The organism is Pseudomonas saudimassiliensis (assembly GCF_000939975.1).
Classification (GTDB): domain Bacteria; phylum Pseudomonadota; class Gammaproteobacteria; order Pseudomonadales; family Pseudomonadaceae; genus Halopseudomonas; species Halopseudomonas saudimassiliensis.
The window spans coordinates 2,345,839-2,361,860 of the sequence record NZ_LK391969.1; the positions used below are offsets into that span (position 1 = coordinate 2,345,839).

Annotated in this window: 10 protein-coding genes and 2 pseudogenes; 9 read left to right on the forward strand and 3 right to left on the reverse strand. The window is 60.4% G+C overall.

Translation table 11 applies throughout. The annotated features are described in order from the left end of the window. Positions 1-17 precede the first annotated feature (17 nt). Positions 18-590, forward strand: coding sequence for a Smr/MutS family protein (locus VG99_RS10880; RefSeq protein WP_044499909.1), 573 nt, complete (start codon positions 18-20; stop codon positions 588-590). Between the two features lie 29 nt (positions 591-619). Here VG99_RS10880 and mnmH read toward each other — a convergent pair whose 3' ends face one another. The 3 genes from mnmH to VG99_RS10895 are packed head-to-tail and all read right to left on the reverse strand — an operon-like array spanning position 620 to position 3,822. Continuing rightward, positions 620-1,726: a tRNA 2-selenouridine(34) synthase MnmH gene (gene mnmH, locus VG99_RS10885; protein WP_044499910.1), complete on the reverse strand. Its 1,107-nt coding sequence runs from the start codon at positions 1,724-1,726 to the stop codon at positions 620-622. Beyond that, positions 1,726-2,763: a selenide, water dikinase SelD gene (gene selD, locus VG99_RS10890; RefSeq protein WP_044499912.1), complete on the reverse strand. Its 1,038-nt coding sequence runs from the start codon at positions 2,761-2,763 to the stop codon at positions 1,726-1,728. The genes mnmH and selD overlap by 1 nt, the downstream gene beginning before the upstream one ends. Positions 2,764-2,820: 57 nt before the next feature. Beyond that, positions 2,821-3,822 (reverse strand): patatin-like phospholipase family protein, encoded by a 1,002-nt coding sequence (locus VG99_RS10895; RefSeq protein WP_044499913.1) that lies wholly within the window; start codon positions 3,820-3,822, stop codon positions 2,821-2,823. 122 nt (positions 3,823-3,944) lie between these two features. On the opposite strand from VG99_RS10895, the gene VG99_RS10900 reads away from it, so the two are divergent. From VG99_RS10900 to VG99_RS10940, 8 genes and pseudogenes are all read left to right on the forward strand, one after another. Further along, complete coding sequence (locus tag VG99_RS10900; RefSeq protein ID WP_044501604.1) at positions 3,945-6,353, forward strand: penicillin acylase family protein; 2,409 nt, start codon at positions 3,945-3,947, stop codon at positions 6,351-6,353. 309 nt (positions 6,354-6,662) lie between these two features. Continuing rightward, positions 6,663-7,373: pseudogene (locus tag VG99_RS10905) on the forward strand (bacteriophage T4 gp5 trimerisation domain-containing protein); the annotation flags it as partial. Further along, the gene (locus tag VG99_RS10910; RefSeq protein ID WP_044499914.1) at positions 7,370-8,245 is read left to right on the forward strand and encodes a DUF4123 domain-containing protein; all 876 of its coding nucleotides are present in this window, start codon (positions 7,370-7,372) and stop codon (positions 8,243-8,245) included. The pseudogene VG99_RS10905 and the gene VG99_RS10910, both read left to right, overlap by 4 nt. Continuing rightward, positions 8,242-11,832 (forward strand): T6SS effector BTH_I2691 family protein, encoded by a 3,591-nt coding sequence (locus VG99_RS10915; protein WP_044499915.1) that lies wholly within the window; start codon positions 8,242-8,244, stop codon positions 11,830-11,832. The genes VG99_RS10910 and VG99_RS10915 overlap by 4 nt, the downstream gene beginning before the upstream one ends. Then, a complete protein-coding gene (locus VG99_RS10920; protein WP_044499917.1) occupies positions 11,774-12,523 on the forward strand; it encodes an HPP family protein in 750 nt (249 codons plus the stop codon). The genes VG99_RS10915 and VG99_RS10920 overlap by 59 nt, the downstream gene beginning before the upstream one ends. A gap of 194 nt (positions 12,524-12,717) precedes the next feature. Beyond that, positions 12,718-13,182 carry a DUF3304 domain-containing protein gene (locus tag VG99_RS10925; RefSeq protein ID WP_044499919.1) on the forward strand — a complete coding sequence of 155 codons (465 nt, stop codon included), beginning with the start codon at positions 12,718-12,720 and terminating at the stop codon, positions 13,180-13,182. 193 nt (positions 13,183-13,375) lie between these two features. Then, positions 13,376-14,380 (forward strand): annotated as a pseudogene (locus VG99_RS15945) (hypothetical protein). A 284-nt stretch (positions 14,381-14,664) separates the two neighbouring features. Further along, the gene (locus VG99_RS10940; RefSeq protein ID WP_044499922.1) at positions 14,665-16,005 is read left to right on the forward strand and encodes an MFS transporter; all 1,341 of its coding nucleotides are present in this window, start codon (positions 14,665-14,667) and stop codon (positions 16,003-16,005) included. Positions 16,006-16,022 lie beyond the last annotated feature (17 nt).

Genomic DNA, 16,022 nt, shown 5'->3' on the forward strand with positions numbered 1-16,022 from the left:
CCGACCTAGCCGCCACCATGACCCAGGATAACGACGACGTGGATGACCTGGAGCTGTTCCGCCAGGCCACCCGGGGGATAAAACCCATCACCACCGACCGCGCCGACACCGGCAAGCCGCGGAGCGACCGTGCGCAACTGCAGGCGCTGCGCCAGCGGGCAACCCAGCCGCAGGCACGAACTCGGGTCGACGGTTTATCGGACCACTTCGTGATTGATGTAGCGCCCGAGGAAGAACTCGCCTGGACCGCCAATGGCGTGCAGGAAAGCCAGCTGCGCAAGCTGAAGACCGGTCAGATTCCCTTCGACGGCAGCATCGACCTGCACGGCATGACCGTTGAGAAAGCGCGGGAGCTGTTGTGGGAATTCCTGGCGGAGGCCACCCAGCTGGAGATCCGCTGTGTGCGTGTCACCCATGGCAAGGCGCAGCGCAAGGATGGCCGCACCCCGATTCTCAAGAGCCACGTCAATACCTGGCTGCGGCAACACCCCAAGGTGCTGGGATTCACCTCCTGCGTGCCCCGCCACGGCGGGACCGGGTCGGTGTACGTGCTGTTACGACGTGAGATGCTCGAAGGCCGGGACGACTGACCAGCGCCCAGCGCCGCGAGGCGCGGCTGCTAGGACGACAGCGCAGCCTCTCGCAAATACCCGATCACCGCGTCCCGCTCCCCGGCAAACACGATCCGCTCTTCCTTCGCCCCACGCTGATAGGCGTACATCGGGTCGTAGTAATCCCGCAGCAGCCCCTCGATCCAGCCCCGGTGGGCCTGGACATCACCGCTGCGCCGTTGCTCCTCGAGGGCCTGGCGCATCAGTTCATCCAGCGTCTGGAAATGCTCCGGGCCCAGGCGCTTGCGGATGCGGAGCAGACTACCCAGCAGGTACTCGGCAAAGGCCTCGAATGCCAGCTCGGCGTCGTGCGGGTGCTGCGTCACAAACTCGGCATGCATATCGATGACATAGTCGCCAAGGATGCGCGTCACCCGGTTGTCGAGACTGTCTTCCAACCACACCAGCGGCGCCGTCTGCATGGTGCGGTACAGCTCCAGGGGCACCGAACAGCTGCCGACCATGCGACCCTCGTCTTCCAGGACCAGGCTGCCTGCACCCTGCGCCCGAACCTGCAGCACCTCGATCGCCAGACGGTTCTCGAAATCGATTTGCGTCGGCTGCGGCGTGGCGTGGCGGCCGAAACTCGAGCCGCGGTGATGGGCGTGCCCCTCGAGATCAAGGCTGTTGTCGAGTGCCGTGATGATTTCGGTCTTGCCCGTGCCGGTCAGGCCGGCCACCAGGTGCAGCGGACAATCGCGCACGGCCTCATCAAGGGTGTCGATAAGAAACCGCCGCATGGCCTTGTAGCCGCCGATTACCCGCGGATATTCAACCCCGGCCTCGGCCAGCCATTGCTGCACCAGCTGTGAGCGCAAGCCACCGCGGAAGCAATACAGATAGCCGTCGGGATGCGCCTCAGCGAAGGCTTGCCAGGCCGCAATGCGCGCCGCCTTCAGCTCGCCATTGACCAGCTTGTGGCCCAGCGCAATGGCCGCTTCCTGCCCCCGCTCCTTGTAGCAGGTGCCCACCAACCGCCGCTCTTCATCATTCATCAACGGGCGATTGATCACACCGGGGAAGGCGCCCTTGCCAAACTCAACCGGCGCGCGCACGTCCATCATCGGCACCTTGGCCAGGAACAGGCTGCGGTAGTCGTCGCTGTTATCCCGCATCAGACAACCTCGACCCAGTGACCACCTTGATGCTCCAACAGCTCACCGATGGGCTGCAGGGCCAGGCCCTCCTCCTGGGCCACAGCCAGGAATCCAGCTTCGGCTTGCGGATCAACTGCCACCAGCAGCCCACCGCTGGTCTGCGGGTCACAGAGCAATTGGCGCCACTGCTCCGGCATGTCGGCCAGCTTGTGCCCATAGCTGGCGAAGTTGCGGCCGGTGCCGCCAGGGATACAGCCAGCGGCCAGATAATGCTCCACGCCCTCGATCCGCGGCACGGCGGACTCGGTAACCCGCGCCAGCACACCGGAGCCCTCGGCCATTTCCGCCAGGTGCCCCAACAGGCCGAAGCCGGTGACATCCGTCATGGCCTGTACCCCGTCGAGCTGTGCAAAGCGGGCGCCGATGCGGTTGAGCTGGCACATCAGGTCCCGCGCCACGCCGATGTCCTGCTCGCGCAGCTTCTTCTGTTTCTCGGCGGTGGTGAGGATGCCGATGCCCAATGGCTTGGTCAGATACAGGCGCGCACCGGCCCGGGCCGTATCATTGCGCTTGAGTTGCTGGCGGGTAACCTGCCCGGTCACCGCCAGGCCGAAGATCGGCTCCGGTGCGTCGATGGAATGCCCGCCCGCCAAAGGCATGCCGGCGTCGGCGCAGACCGCTCGCGCGCCGGCCATGACCTGGGCGGCGACGGAGGCAGGCAGCACATTGACCGGCCAACCGAGGATAGCAATGGCCATCAGCGGCGTGCCGCCCATGGCATAGATATCACTGATGGCATTGGTGGCGGCGATGCGCCCGAAATCGTAGGCATCATCGACGATGGGCATGAAGAAGTCGGTGGTACTGACAATGCCCCGCTCATCATCCAGACCGAAGACCGCGGCGTCATCACGGCTGCTGTTGCCCACCCAGAGCTGGGGATAATCCGGCGCCGGCTGGTGGCTGGCGAGGATTTCATCCAGCACCTGGGGGGAAATCTTGCAACCGCAGCCAGCCCCATGGCTGTACTCGGTCAAGCGCACTGTATCGGTCATGACTGCCTCCGCTGAAAACTCAGCGCGCATTCTAACAGGCCGACATCCAGCCTGCTGTCAAACCTGCGGCTTGCCCTGCTCGAACCGATCAAGCGTATCGCTGGCAATGATACGGCCCAACTCGATCAGTTCCGGGGCGCGCTGGAACTCGAAGAACTTGCACAACCGCTTGGGTATGTCGAACACCACATCGGGCGGGTAGCCAGCGATCTTGTACTTGGTCAAGGACGCCTGCATGGTTTCGAAGGACAGGTTGACCAGTTCCAGCATGCTGGCCGGACCGATGGGAATGTCCGCCTGCACCGGCTTGGTCTCATCCTCGCTGCGGCTCGCAGCCGCTTCAGCGGGGGTAACCTCTTCACTGACATAGTCGAGCTTGCCCTGCGGGTCATCCTCTTCAGCGCTGTGCCAATGCAGCAGGTTGCGCAGGCTCAAAGAGTCCATCCACTGCTCCAGCTGCTGGCGGATCGGCGCAGGCCGTTCGATGACCGGCAAGACGTAGCCGTTGGCATGGTTGGCGTTGAGATTGACTGCCATGATCAGGTCGCAATGGGCCGAGACGACCGGGATGATCGGCAACGGATTCAACAGGCCGCCGTCGACCAGCACGCGGCTGCCCTGGCGTACCGGGGAGAACAGACTGGGGATGGCCGCCGAGGCACGCATCGCCTGCTGCAGGCTGCCCTGCTGGAACCACACTTCCTGCTGGTTGGTCAGATCCGTGGCCACCGCCGTGAAGGGGATGCGCAACTCCTCGATCCTGATATCACCGACAATCTCGTGCAACCGCGCAAAGATTCGCTCTCCGCGGATGGCGCCCAGACTGCCAAACCCGAAGTCCAGCAACCGCAGCACATCCAGATAGGCCAACCCGGACACCCACTCGCGGTAGGCCTGCAGGCCGCCGGCGGCATACACCCCACCGATCACCGCGCCCATCGAGCAGCCGGCAATGCATTCGATCGAATAGCCGCGTCGCTCGATCTCTTCGATCACGCCTATGTGGGCGTACCCTCTGGCGCCCCCGCTTCCCAGCACCAGTGCTACGCTCTGGGTCATATTTCCTCATCTCCGTATTGAATCCCGATTGACGCCGGGTCGCTGTCTCAGCATGATGCCCCGCTCAGGAACCATTCTCTGTTACAAGGCCAGCCGTGATCCAGCCTCGCACCCGTTTCTGTTTGAAAATCATTGCCGCCGTGCTCATCGTCGCCGTTGCGCTGACGACCCTCGGCCATTGGATTCTGCACAGCGCCGAAGCCCAGCGCAGCGGTTCGTTACGCTTGAAGGGATTGCAGGAAGAGGTCTCGGTGTACTTCGATGCCTGGGGGGTGCCCCACATCGATGCCCAGCATGAGGAAGATGCCTATCGCGCCCTCGGCTACCTGCACGCCCAGGACCGCCTGTTCCAGATGGACATCCTGCGGCGGATCGGCGGCGGGCGTCTTGCCGAGCTGTTCGGCCAGGAGAGCTACGCCACTGACAAGTTCTTCCGTACCCTTGGCATCAGCCGACACGCCCGCCAGTACGCTGCACAGCTGGAGCAGCAAACAGATCGTCCCCATGTCCGGCTGATCAAAGCCTATCAGGACGGCATCAACCAATATATCGACCAGGGCCGCATTCCCGTGGAATACCGCGCCCTGTTGACCAAGCCGGATTACTTCTCGACCGAAGATATTGCCCATGTGATGGGCTACATGGCGTACTCCTTCGCCGAGGCCTTCCGTACCGATGCGCTGGTGGATCATGTCCGCGGCACGCTCGGTGAGCGCCATGTGCAGGATCTGGTGCCCGGCGCACCGGAAGGACTGCCGCCGCGCCCCGCAAGCAACCCGATGAGTGTCGACCTGCTGAAACCGGTCCTGGATCAGTTGGCCCAGGTGCAGGAACGGCTGCCCGCAGGGCAGTTTCAGGGCAGTAACGCCTGGGTGGTCAAGGGCGCCCTCAGCGCCAGCGGCCGTCCGCTGCTGGCCAACGACCCGCACATCGGCTTTGCCGTCCCGGCGGTATGGTATGAAGCCCATATCCGCACCCCTGAACATGAGGTCTATGGCCACTTCCTGGCCGGTCTGCCCTTCCCTTTGCTGGGCCAGACGCGCCATCACGCCTGGGGCCTGACCATGTTGATGAACGACGAGATCGACTTCTACCGGGAACGGGTCAATCCCGACAACCCCAACCAGGTGCGCGTCGGTGAGCGCTGGCAGAACCTGACGGTGCATGAGGAAGTCATCAAGGTCCGCGGCCAGGAGGATCGGCTGGTGCGCCTGCGCAGCTCGCGCCATGGTCCTATCATCAATGATCATCTGACGACCCCGGCAGAGGACGGCAGTCCGGCGCCCCAGCCGGTGAGTCTGTTCTGGACCTTCCTCACCCCCGGCAGCGATTCCACCGAGTCCTTCTATCGCTACGCCCGGGCCACCAGCCTGGCCGAATTCGAAGCGGCCGCCGCGCTTCACTGGTCCCCGGGACTCAACGTCATCTATGCCGACGTCAACGACAACATCGCCATGTGGGCCACGGGCCGCCTGAAACGCTGGCCCAACAGCAACAACAGCTTCAGCCTGCTGGACGGCAGCAATCGCCGGGACGACTTTCTTGGTTACCAGCCCTTCAGCGCTAATCCGCGGGTAGTCAACCCGCCTTCCGGCATCATCTACAGCGCCAACAACCCCTTCCCCGAGCCCAGCCTGCGGCGCGTCGTGCCCGGCTATTACGCGCCTGCGGAACGCGCCGAGCGCCTGGGCGAATTGCTGGAAAGCCGGGACAATCTCGACTTTTCCGTATTCAAAGCCATGCAGCTGGACAGCCATCGCCCCCATGCAGTCGCCATGGCGCAGGACGCCCTGCCCCTGCTCGAAAGCACACTGCTCGACCAGGACCTACGCCCCGTCGCCGAACGGGCCCGCCAGATACTGGCTGATTGGGATGGTCGCTTCACCCCTGAAAGCGTCGGCGCCCTGCTGTATCAGCGGTGGGAAGACAATCTCATGGCAGCACTGTTCGCCGATGAACTGGGTGAGCATTACGAGCACTTCCGGGATACCTTCATGGCCCGGAAAACACTCGCCAGCCTATTCTGGAAACCCGCTTCGCCCTGGTGGGACAATCGCCAGCAACCCATCATGGATGGCCGACAGTCGGCCATCGAACAGGCCTGGATCAGGACCATCGAGGGGCTGAGCGAACAATTGGGCATGACCCCGGAGAAATGGACCTGGGGCAGCGTCGCCAGCCTGCGGCACAAGCATCCCCTGGCAGACAAGATCCCCTTTGCCGGACGGCTTAACAGCGCCCGTGTAACGGTCAGCGGAACCGATGGCAGCATGAACAACATGGCCTTCAAACGTGGCGGCGAGCGCTACGAAGTGGAAGCAGGCCCCTCGACCCGCCGCCTGATCGACCTTGGCAACCTGGAATCAGCCCTGGGCATCAACCCGCTGGGGCAATCCGGCAATCCTTTCGACCCCCATTATGACGACCAGGCCCAATTGTTTGCCCAGGGCAACTATCGAACCCAACTGTTTGATTGGCTGGGTATCCACGCCCTGCCTGACCAACTGACCCTGCGCCCGGCCCGTCGATAGCCGCCGATGCTGAAGCCGGAACGCCCCGTTCCGGCTTCAGCCCCCCTGCGTTTGCCAACTGCCGCACAATCCTGATTCCCCGAAGCGATTCTTGAGCCAGCCTCTGCTATAACGGCCACTTTGTTTCGTCAGACAAAGGGAAACAGGATGTTCGCCCCGGCCAATACCGCCCATTTCACCCTCGCCATGCCCCACCTGGACCACGACTTCAAGGTGCTGGCCTTCCAGGGTACCGAAGCCATCAGCCAGCCCTACTGCTTCGAACTGGACCTGGTGAGCGAACGGCCGGACCTGGATATCGAAGGGCTGCTCGTCACCGGCTGCCTCTACCACAAGACGCATCAAGTCCCGTACCCCCTGCCAGAACACAAGACAAGAAGCGTCTTCAAGACCCTCAGCAGCCCCGGCGGCGAGGGCTTCAACGAACTGCGCATCGAAGACAAGGCCGGTGAAGAACAGATCTTCATCCACGCCCAGCGCGACTGGGACCAGAACATCCAGCACGACCAGCACATCCGCGTCGGCCACGAACGCCACGACCGCGTCGAAGCCAACAGTTACACCGAACTCCTGGCTGAGGAGCACCACACTACCCACGCTGATCGCAAGACCGAGATCAAGGCCGACGATCACCTGACGGTGGTGGGCAATCAGCATGTGAAGCTTGGCCAAGGCCAGTTCATCGAAGCCGGCCAAGAAATCCACCTTTCCAGCGGCCTCAAGGTCGTCCTCGATGCCGGCAGCGAAATTACCTTCAAGGTCGGTGGCAGCTTCTTGAAGATCGATCCGAGTGGAGTCACGTTGGTGGGGCCGAGCGTGAAGATGAATTCAGGTGGAAGCCCGGGCAAAGGCTCAGGAGCCAAGCCACTGATGCCGGGGGAAACGGTGGCGCCCAAGGTGGCAGAAGGCGGCAACCTGTTGGTGCAGGCGCAGCGTCAGGCATTGATGCGTGTGGCGCCGCGCTGCGACATCTGCCAGCAATCCGAACAGCCGGCGCAGGCGGAAGGAACTGGGCAATGAGTACAGCTACCCAGTCCTATCTACTGTTTGACGGTGTACTACGTGAGCAGCTCCTGCCCTGGCTGTATCTACAGGATGAACCGCTGGAGGTTGAGCCCCTGTACGCATGCACTCCCTGGCGGGAGCTGGCCGATATTGGACCTGTGCTGGTGCAGCCACTCTCGAGCAGTGGGCTGCTGATGAATTTGGAGGACGACCTGTCATTGCAGGCCTGCGCGTCGGTACTGCGTAGCAAGGCGCCAATATTGGTGGTGGCCGACCACCTGCGGCAATTCGTACAGGTCAGCGATACGCTGGCGAGTGACAGTCTGCTGCGTTTTGCCGATCCGCTGGTAGCTCAATTCTGGTTAGCCAGCTATAGCCCAGGGGCACTGTCTACCATACTGGGACCGATAGATGAATGGCGAATGGCGGCCCACAGACCTCGATGGGAGGTTCTGGAACAAACGAAGTGGCTCAGGTTTCATTCGCCCGTGCACATGAGCTCACTTTTACGCGCCAAGCTCGACCACCTGGAGGAACCACAGATCCATGCGTTGGAACAGGCCTACCAGCGACGCTTTGCTGACCGGCTTGATAGCTGGTTTGAGCAGACCCAACCTGACTTCAGGGACAAGCATGGCAATCATTGGGGCGACTGGATTGTCCGACAATATCAGGCCGCCCAGGCCTGGGGGTTGACGACCGAACGTAGTATCGCCATCTGGTTGGAACTGCATGCTCGGCTCGGCGATGAGGTGTGCAGTGCCGAGGAGGGCCGGTATGCCGTCTGGCTGACTGATAACTCTCATATGAAGCGCGTCCCTCCGGATGCACGCATTCAGGCTTTCGAAGCCGATTTTCTCAACTGTCAGCAGAAGGGACTTTCATGACGGTCGCACATCCGCTATCCCTCGCGCAGGCCCAACGCAATCAGCAGTTCGAGGACAAGCCTGCCAGTGCCAATGCACAGTGCCCGCTGCGTGCACAGGAAGTGGCGATCTTCCCGGTACGCTATGCACTGGATGAGTCGCCTGCCAAGGGCTCGTCACAGGGGCCGAATCCTCTGCCGACAGGTTTCGACGCCGGGCATCTGCCGCCTCTGGAGTCGCGCAGCTATACACTGCGTCAGCTGCGTGATGGCTGGTTGTATGTCTGGGACGAAGTGGCGCGCACCTTTCATGAGTACCGCGTACAGGGCCATCTGTTCACCCGGATGGTCTGGACAGAGCGGGAGCTGGGGCAGGACGCGCGCGACAATGCCGGCGAGCCCCGACCCTATCTGCTTTACCCGCGCAGCAGTCGTCTGCGCCTGGCTTACTCGCCGATGCAATGGACATGGCGCATCTGCGAACGAATGCGCAGCAATGTTCAGCAGCAGACGCAGTGGATGCGCGACCTGGATCTGGGCAGCTACTGCAACGGCCTGCAGATTGCCCATGGCGCCCCGTTGCGCACTCTGGGCGACTGTGTAGCCGATATCAGCAGCGCCGGAGCGGTCCCCGGTTTCGAGACGACCTTCGTGCCCACCACGGGGGAGCCGAACAGCGAACACCCGGCCATGCAAGTCAAACCCGGCATCAGCGATGCTCAGGTGTTGGGCGCGGTACCGGATCAGGATACGGCCTTGTTTATCGCGCTGGATGATCCTCTGGCGGTCATTCAGGATCTGAACATGCAGCTCAACGGTCGTCTGGCAGAGATCGGCGAGTTCGACATCCAGTACCGCAACACCATTCAAAGTGCTCTGGCTGTGCATCAGGCCTGCGGCGTCGACCTGGACGCAGTCATGCCGACGGCGGTGAAGGACGACCTGCAGCAGCGGCTTGCATTCACTGCCGATGCGCACCGCTTTCTCACCAGCTATGCCTATGCGCATGGTGGCGCGTATGCTGAGTTAGGTGCGGTTGCCGGCGCCTTGCACGCACACCAGATCGATGTGGATATCATGCGCGACAAGTGGCAGGTGTCGCACAACCATCCGGCATGGGGCGACATGTCCAGGGACTGGCAGGCCAAGAACACCTGGCGTAACGATGTTCGCTATGACGAAGTCTGCACCTTCCTGAATGAGCGTGCTGACGAGTTGCTGCGTCTGCGTCGTCACGTCCAGGCTTGCGAGACCGACCTGATACGCTGGCTGGAACGTCTCCGGCCGGAACCCGAAGCGCTTTTTCACGATACCTGTAACGCCCAACAGAGCGTCGAGCTGCTTGAATGGGTCGAAGGAATCGCGCAAAGCCTGGGGGGCTGCAGCAGCGATGAAGTGGACTCGCCCGCGCTGAACAACAGCATCATGCGGCTGGCCCAGGTCGAATTCCAGGGGCAGTCATGGCTGTACCGCCAGGTGGCCGAGGAAAACAGTCTTGTAGGTCTGGCATTGTTCAATTTCAACCAGGAACTGGCCCAGGCCCTGGAACAGATCGCCTACAACTACAGCACCAACGGAACAATCGACGGTCTGGGGCAACAGCCTGACATCAGTGGTCAGATCAATACCGGGGGTGACTTCTGGCAGCGCATGCTCAAAGGTGTGGGGAATGCCCAGGATGTACTCAGCCTGGAAGCGGTGCAAAACAGCCGCCTCTATCAGTCCCTGTCGGAGACCGCTCGCCTGAGCATGGACGCGCTGCGTCAGGCCACGCTTGAGACCGCCCGTGACGTGTGGAATCGACTGTCGACCTTGTTCTTGCCGGCACTTCAGGCCCAGGCCAATAACCAGGCGACGGCGGTGCGAGTACTGCGCTTTTCGCTCACCCAGATCGTGGTAAGCCATGAGGTTTCTGACATGGTCGCCTTGAAGCTTAACGAAAACTTCCCCCGTGAGCAGCAGCAATGGACCATGGACCAACAGGCAATAGCCAAGCAGCAGCGAGGTCAGCAAGGAACACTGAGAAGATCAGGCAATTGGTACGACAAGAAGTCAGCGCGCAAGGATCTGCGAGCACTGGATGTGGCGATGCAGGACCACCAAAATAACCGGCCCCGGCATGTATATGGCGTATTGAAAGGCCAGTCCCGCAGCACCACGCTCAGCGTTCAACAGCTTGAGGTGTTGCTGTTTACGGTTGGCCAGTCCGAAGTGCAAACCCAGCTGCACCTCAAGGCGACCAGCCCCGCTGCCTATGCCGCTCGCACCAAAGCCTGGGTCGATCTCAATCTGGGCGGAACGCTGCCCGCGCTACTGGCCGGCCTGGGCCTGTGGAACTTGATGGTGACCACCCATGCGGTGCATTACGACGGCTACCTCACCGGTGCGGAGAAGAACCAGTTGCTCACCTCGTTGGCTACTGCCGGCTCGCTGCTGATGGCGCTGATGGTGATGCCGATGTGGGCGCGAGTTGGGAATATGGTGGGGGTGATCCGAGGCCAGACACTTGAACTGGCCCAGGCAGGGGCACGAGTTTGGTTGAAAGAAAGCCAATTTACCCACGCCAAACTCGCCCAGCGCCTTATTGCCCGCACCGTTGGCATGGCGGCACTGAATGTCATTGCGGCAGCAAGCGAGATTGCGCAGATCGACCGACAGATGGAGCGGGCGACCAGCCAGGAGCAGACCGTGGCCCTCAACCTGCAGTTAGGCTCACTTTATGCGATGGGGTTCCTGGGCTCTATCCAGATGTTTGGCAGTCTCTCAGGCTTGTATTTTAACTTCGCTTGGGTCATGGGTGGCTGGATGGTCGGCTTGCTGGCCATTGTAGGTCTGATCTATCTGGTCGCCAGCGTACTGGTCAGCCTCTATCACCGTGAGGGTTTGCGACTCTGGTTGTACCAGAGCTACTGGGGAAGGGCCGCCATTCCGATGGATTACACCGATGAAGCCCACGGGCAGAGTCTGTGGCAACTGGCGCAGATCTGTCTGACCCCGGGCGTCAGCGTCCGCTCGACCAATAACCCCCATTGGAATGGGCTCGATGGTGCCTGGCTGCAGATCAGCCTGCCTGCCCAGCTGGCAGGCCAGAGTTGCGAGATCAGGGCCGTATTTGTGCGCAAGACCGGCGGGTTTCTATGGAGCAAAAGCGTGATCGCGCTGGAACAGCAGGCATACGACCGCCTGGGCGGTGGCTACTGGAGCCCGACATTGGAGGACGACCCGCTTTCACATATGCCCCCCGTTGATAACAACGACAAGCTACCGGGTGACCTTGGTTACACCGCTGAGGCCAGTTATTACCACTGGCGCACCTGGATACCGGTCAGCGGTGCTTCCTATGTTGAGCTTGAACTGAGCTACCCGGAACTGGACAAGGCACGTGAACCCATGCGCTTCATGTTCAGAGCCAACCTGATGAACGCAACCCGAACCGCCGAGCTGATCAGCGATCCGCTGTCGAATAGCCCTGTGGAAGGAGAGCTCCTCTCACGCGCCGTCGTAAAGCCACAAATGATTACCCTGCCAGCACCTTTTATGGAGACTTCAGATGTTCTCACGCAAATCCCTGACCTTGCCGCCACAACTGGACTGGCAGCACAAGGATGAGCCGGCTCTGGCCGAGTGGTCGCTGAAGGCTCGGCCCTATAACACAGATATTGCCAATGGAATTGCAGCCTTCTTCTTGATCGTTCAAATACCCTGTCTTTATTGGTTGCTTCCATCAATGGCATCGGATCTGGGGGATCAGTTACTTATTGGTGGCTTGCTTTATATGGTTGTCATGAGTGGGGCTTTCAGCATGACCCACCAGACAACCAAATTCGCCTACCGGCTCACTTCCTCCGGGCTGGAGTTCTGCGAATGGAAGGAATTTCCCGAGTGGCTGCCCCGGCTGCTGAAGTGGGCGGGCGGCATTACCGGCGTGGCGATGCTGATGTTGGCCACGGTGCACCCGGCGGCGCTGATCGGCGCCATTGCCGGGCCGGGCTTGATGGGGCTGATGTACCTGCGGATGGGGACGTCCAGTCAGTTCCGAAGGATGCATGAGCAGTTTCACCAGGGTTTTCATCCGTGGACTGATTTTACCAGGATGATCGTATTCCGGCGGCGCGCGATCATAGGTTTGGATTTTACCTACTTCAATCCAATGTCCGACGAAGGAAAGGGGCGGATGATTGATACGGACCGCTTACTCTACTGCCGCAAAGCCCAGCTCGACGACCTGATTACCATCATCCGCGAGCAACTGCCCGAATCCACGCCCTATGAAGAGGCCTATATCCCCATCTATGCCTGATGGCGTGATATTGCCCATGGAGATTGCCAGCCGAAAAGACGCAGCTGGTTGCAACGGAGACTGCAGATGTTTACACCCAAACCCCTGACGCTGCCTCCCCAGCTGGACTGGCAGTACAAGGATGAGCCGGCATTGGCGGAATGGTCGTTGAAGGCCCGAGCGTATAACACTGATATCGGAGTTTGGGGGAATCGATGACTAACCTCTACCGAAAGTGGTTATCCATCCCCAAGGCCATCCGCTGGCCAATGGTGATCCTCTTTTACTTGCTTATGATCGGCGGCTATCTACTTTGGCAATACCAGCGCCCGGGGGACGCCTTTCTCTATGGATATAACCATACGGATCGGCCAGTTTTTAGTTTTTGGGTCAATGACAACTGGGGGGGGAATGGCGGGGTTACCTGCTGCTGGCGCATCCGTGGAGACACCTTGAAGGTAGTCTGGATTGTAGATGTTACCCAGGAGCAGTTCGATGAAGGCCTGAAGGAGGAGCGCTATGAAATAGAAGTTCCAAACCCTCCCAGGCAGCGGAACGATGACGCGCTGCATGTACATTTCCTGCCAGGTAACCAGGTACGTTTGGGCTGGAACCAAAGCGCCGGTAGTCCGTTGAAAGAAGAGTTGGCGGACTACTATTATCAAAGGAATGCTCAATGACGAACCGGAGCTTCCATGATATGGAGGCGGTGATAGGTGGGAACCGTGGAATAGCCTACACCCTGGGTCCTGATGCCCTGCTCAGCGAGGGCGAAATAATCGAGCTGCGCCCGGGAGATACTAGCGTCGCGCTGGAGCGGACCGGGCCTTATCGGCTGGATAGTATTAGGTATCTGCAGCCCAAGGACTCCGTATGATTCAACCCGCAGGAGGCACCAGCAGAAAGGGCCTGTTCTCCCGTGATGACTACCTTGCCCCGCCACATATTCCGACTGGCCAACCAGCCAGCGACATGCTGAATATCATCTGGCGCAAGAACGACGTGTTTCTTGATATTGGCGAGTACAGTATCGGCTCGGCAGTGATGGTTATGTGGCCGGTATTTATGATTTTTCTATTGGTGGGAGCCTATACCCGGGAACCGCTTCCAGAGCTGACTCAACTGATCTTTGATCGGAGGAGGGGTTATTCTTGGTATACCCGCTCTGATCATTGCTTATAGCTTGACCCAACCAGTCCCCCCACCGACCCGCTTCAACCGGCAGCGGCGTGTGGTATGCGTGACCTTGAAGGATGGTAGCCATTGGATAGTGCCGTGGGAGCAGGTTGAGGCGCAGGCCGTGGCAGTGGACAACATCGGGCAGCACGGCAAAACGACTCAAGGGCTGCTGATGGTCGGTTTCACCAATCCTGATCCGAAGGCTTATGAATCGGATAAACACTACAGCATTGGCTTCAGTTGTGGCGGCGGCACTACCGCCATGTGCCTCTGGGAATGTATTCGGAGTTATATGGAAGTCGGCCCGGACGCAGTTCCAGACACTCGCCTCGGAAAACGACCTTATGAAGAAACACAGATAGCGTCCATCGTGACCAGCCTGCGCAAGGGTGATATCAAGGATGTCTTGCATGGTTTGTTCTTCGTAATCTTTCTAGGTACTTACTTCGCCGAGAAGTTACAGAACCTGAAACTGACATACCCCCCCCCGATCTTACCGACCCGCTCCCCCTCGAGTGGTCCAAACCTCTCCCGCCTGAAAAGTGGGCCAAACGATCTCCGGCGCTGGAACAAGCCATCGCTGAACGCGAAATTGAGCTGGCCGAGGAGCAAGTTCTCAAGGAAGCCGCTGAAGCCGTAGCGAAAGCCGCTTTGCGTGCTGACCCCAGGCCGGCTAAATCCAACTGGCCTACGGAGTGACGATGTCCGTGCATCCACTGCACCCAATCCAGACACTGAAGCACTGAACCTGCACCTCAAGGGGGCGATGCTGGCGGTGGCAAGCAGCACGCTCTCGGCTGCATAAGAATCAGCTATCAACATTCTGAGCTTTTCCTAAGCCGATCTAATTGTCTGTTTTCATAAACATTAATGCATCAGATGAGCCGCCCATACGGCTCGCTTACAGCTAGGTTCTGCCTATCATTACCTGCCATGGCATGGCAATTGCTGTTCACGGTGTGTCTTGATAAGGAGCTCAACCCGTGCACACCGATAAAGCAACCCGCCTGCAGCTGTTGAATTTCCGACTCATCCAGACGCGCGTGTTCCATCTTACCTGGATGGCATTCTTCGTCTGTTTCTTCGCCTGGTTTGCCTGTGCGCCGCTGATGCCGGTGATCCGCGGTGAGTTCGATCTGACCACCAGGCAGATCGCCAATATCAATATCGCGGCGGTGGCTATTACCATTCTGGTTCGTCTGATCATCGGCCCGCTGTGTGACCGATTTGGTCCGCGCAAGACCTACACCGGGCTTATGTTGGTCGGTGCGATTCCGGTTTTCGGTGTGGCTGCGGCGCAGAGTTACGAGAGTTTTCTGTTCTTCCGTTTGCTCATCGGTGCCATTGGCGCCAGCTTTGTGATCACCCAGTACCACACCTCAATCATGTTCGCGCCCAATGTGGTTGGTACGGCGAACGCAGCGGCGGCGGGCTGGGGCAATGCCGGCGGCGGCGCCGCTCAGGTGATCATGCCGCTGGTGCTGGGCGCGGTGCTGATGCTCGGTGCCGGCGAGGCGCTGGGCTGGCGGGTGGCCCTGCTGGTGCCCGGTGTGCTGATGCTGATCATGGCGTTTCTCTACTGGCGTTATACCCAGGACTGTATGGCGGGTAACTACAGCGAGCTGCGCGCCGCGGGCACCATGCCGGACTCGGGCAAGCAGGGTGGATGGAGCAGTTTTAAACTGGCCGCCGGCAATTACCGGGTGTGGATGCTGTTCGTTACCTACGGCGCCTGTTTCGGCGTTGAGATCTTCATGCATAACGTGGTGGCGTTGTATTTTCTCGATAATTTCGAATTGTCCTTGAAGACCGCAGGGCTGGTGGCCGGCAGCTTCGGTCTATTGGCGCTGTTTGCACGCGCCCTGGGCGGCTGGTTGTCGGATCAGCTGGCGCGGCGCGGCGGTCTGGATGCCCGGTCGAAGATACTGTTCCTGCTCATTGTCGGTGAGGGGCTGGGCCTGCTGCTGTTCTCGCAGATGGACAGCTTTCATCTGGCAGTCATCTCGATGCTGGCCTTCGGTCTGTTCACCCATATGGCCTGTGGCGCGACCTATGCCCTGGTGCCCTTTATTGATCGCCAGGCGCTGGGTGGAGTGGCCGGCATCATCGGCGCCGGCGGCAACGTGGGGGCGGTGGCAGCGGGCTTGCTGCTGCTGTGGCTGGGTGAGCTGCAACAGACGCTGTTCATCCTCGGTGCACTGGTGTTGACCAGCGCCTTCTGCGCCATCGCCGTGCGGTTCTCTGTAGAGCACAAGCATCAGGAGGAAGAACTCTACCAGCAGGCGCTGGCGCAGCGTGCTGCTCCTGCGGCCGGTAGTGCCTGAGGTGCCGGGCGTGACGG

Coding starts and splice junctions, on each gene's coding strand:
- mnmH (WP_044499910.1), bottom strand. CDS start 1,726: ATGCGGGATAACAGCGACGACTACCGCAGCCTGTTCCTGGCCAAGGTG.
- VG99_RS10895 (WP_044499913.1), bottom strand. CDS start 3,822: ATGACCCAGAGCGTAGCACTGGTGCTGGGAAGCGGGGGCGCCAGAGGG.
- VG99_RS10880 (WP_044499909.1), top strand. CDS start 18: ATGACCCAGGATAACGACGACGTGGATGACCTGGAGCTGTTCCGCCAG.
- VG99_RS10925 (WP_044499919.1), top strand. CDS start 12,718: ATGACTAACCTCTACCGAAAGTGGTTATCCATCCCCAAGGCCATCCGC.
- VG99_RS10920 (WP_044499917.1), top strand. CDS start 11,774: ATGTTCTCACGCAAATCCCTGACCTTGCCGCCACAACTGGACTGGCAG.
- selD (WP_044499912.1), bottom strand. CDS start 2,763: ATGACCGATACAGTGCGCTTGACCGAGTACAGCCATGGGGCTGGCTGC.
- VG99_RS10915 (WP_044499915.1), top strand. CDS start 8,242: ATGACGGTCGCACATCCGCTATCCCTCGCGCAGGCCCAACGCAATCAG.
- VG99_RS10910 (WP_044499914.1), top strand. CDS start 7,370: ATGAGTACAGCTACCCAGTCCTATCTACTGTTTGACGGTGTACTACGT.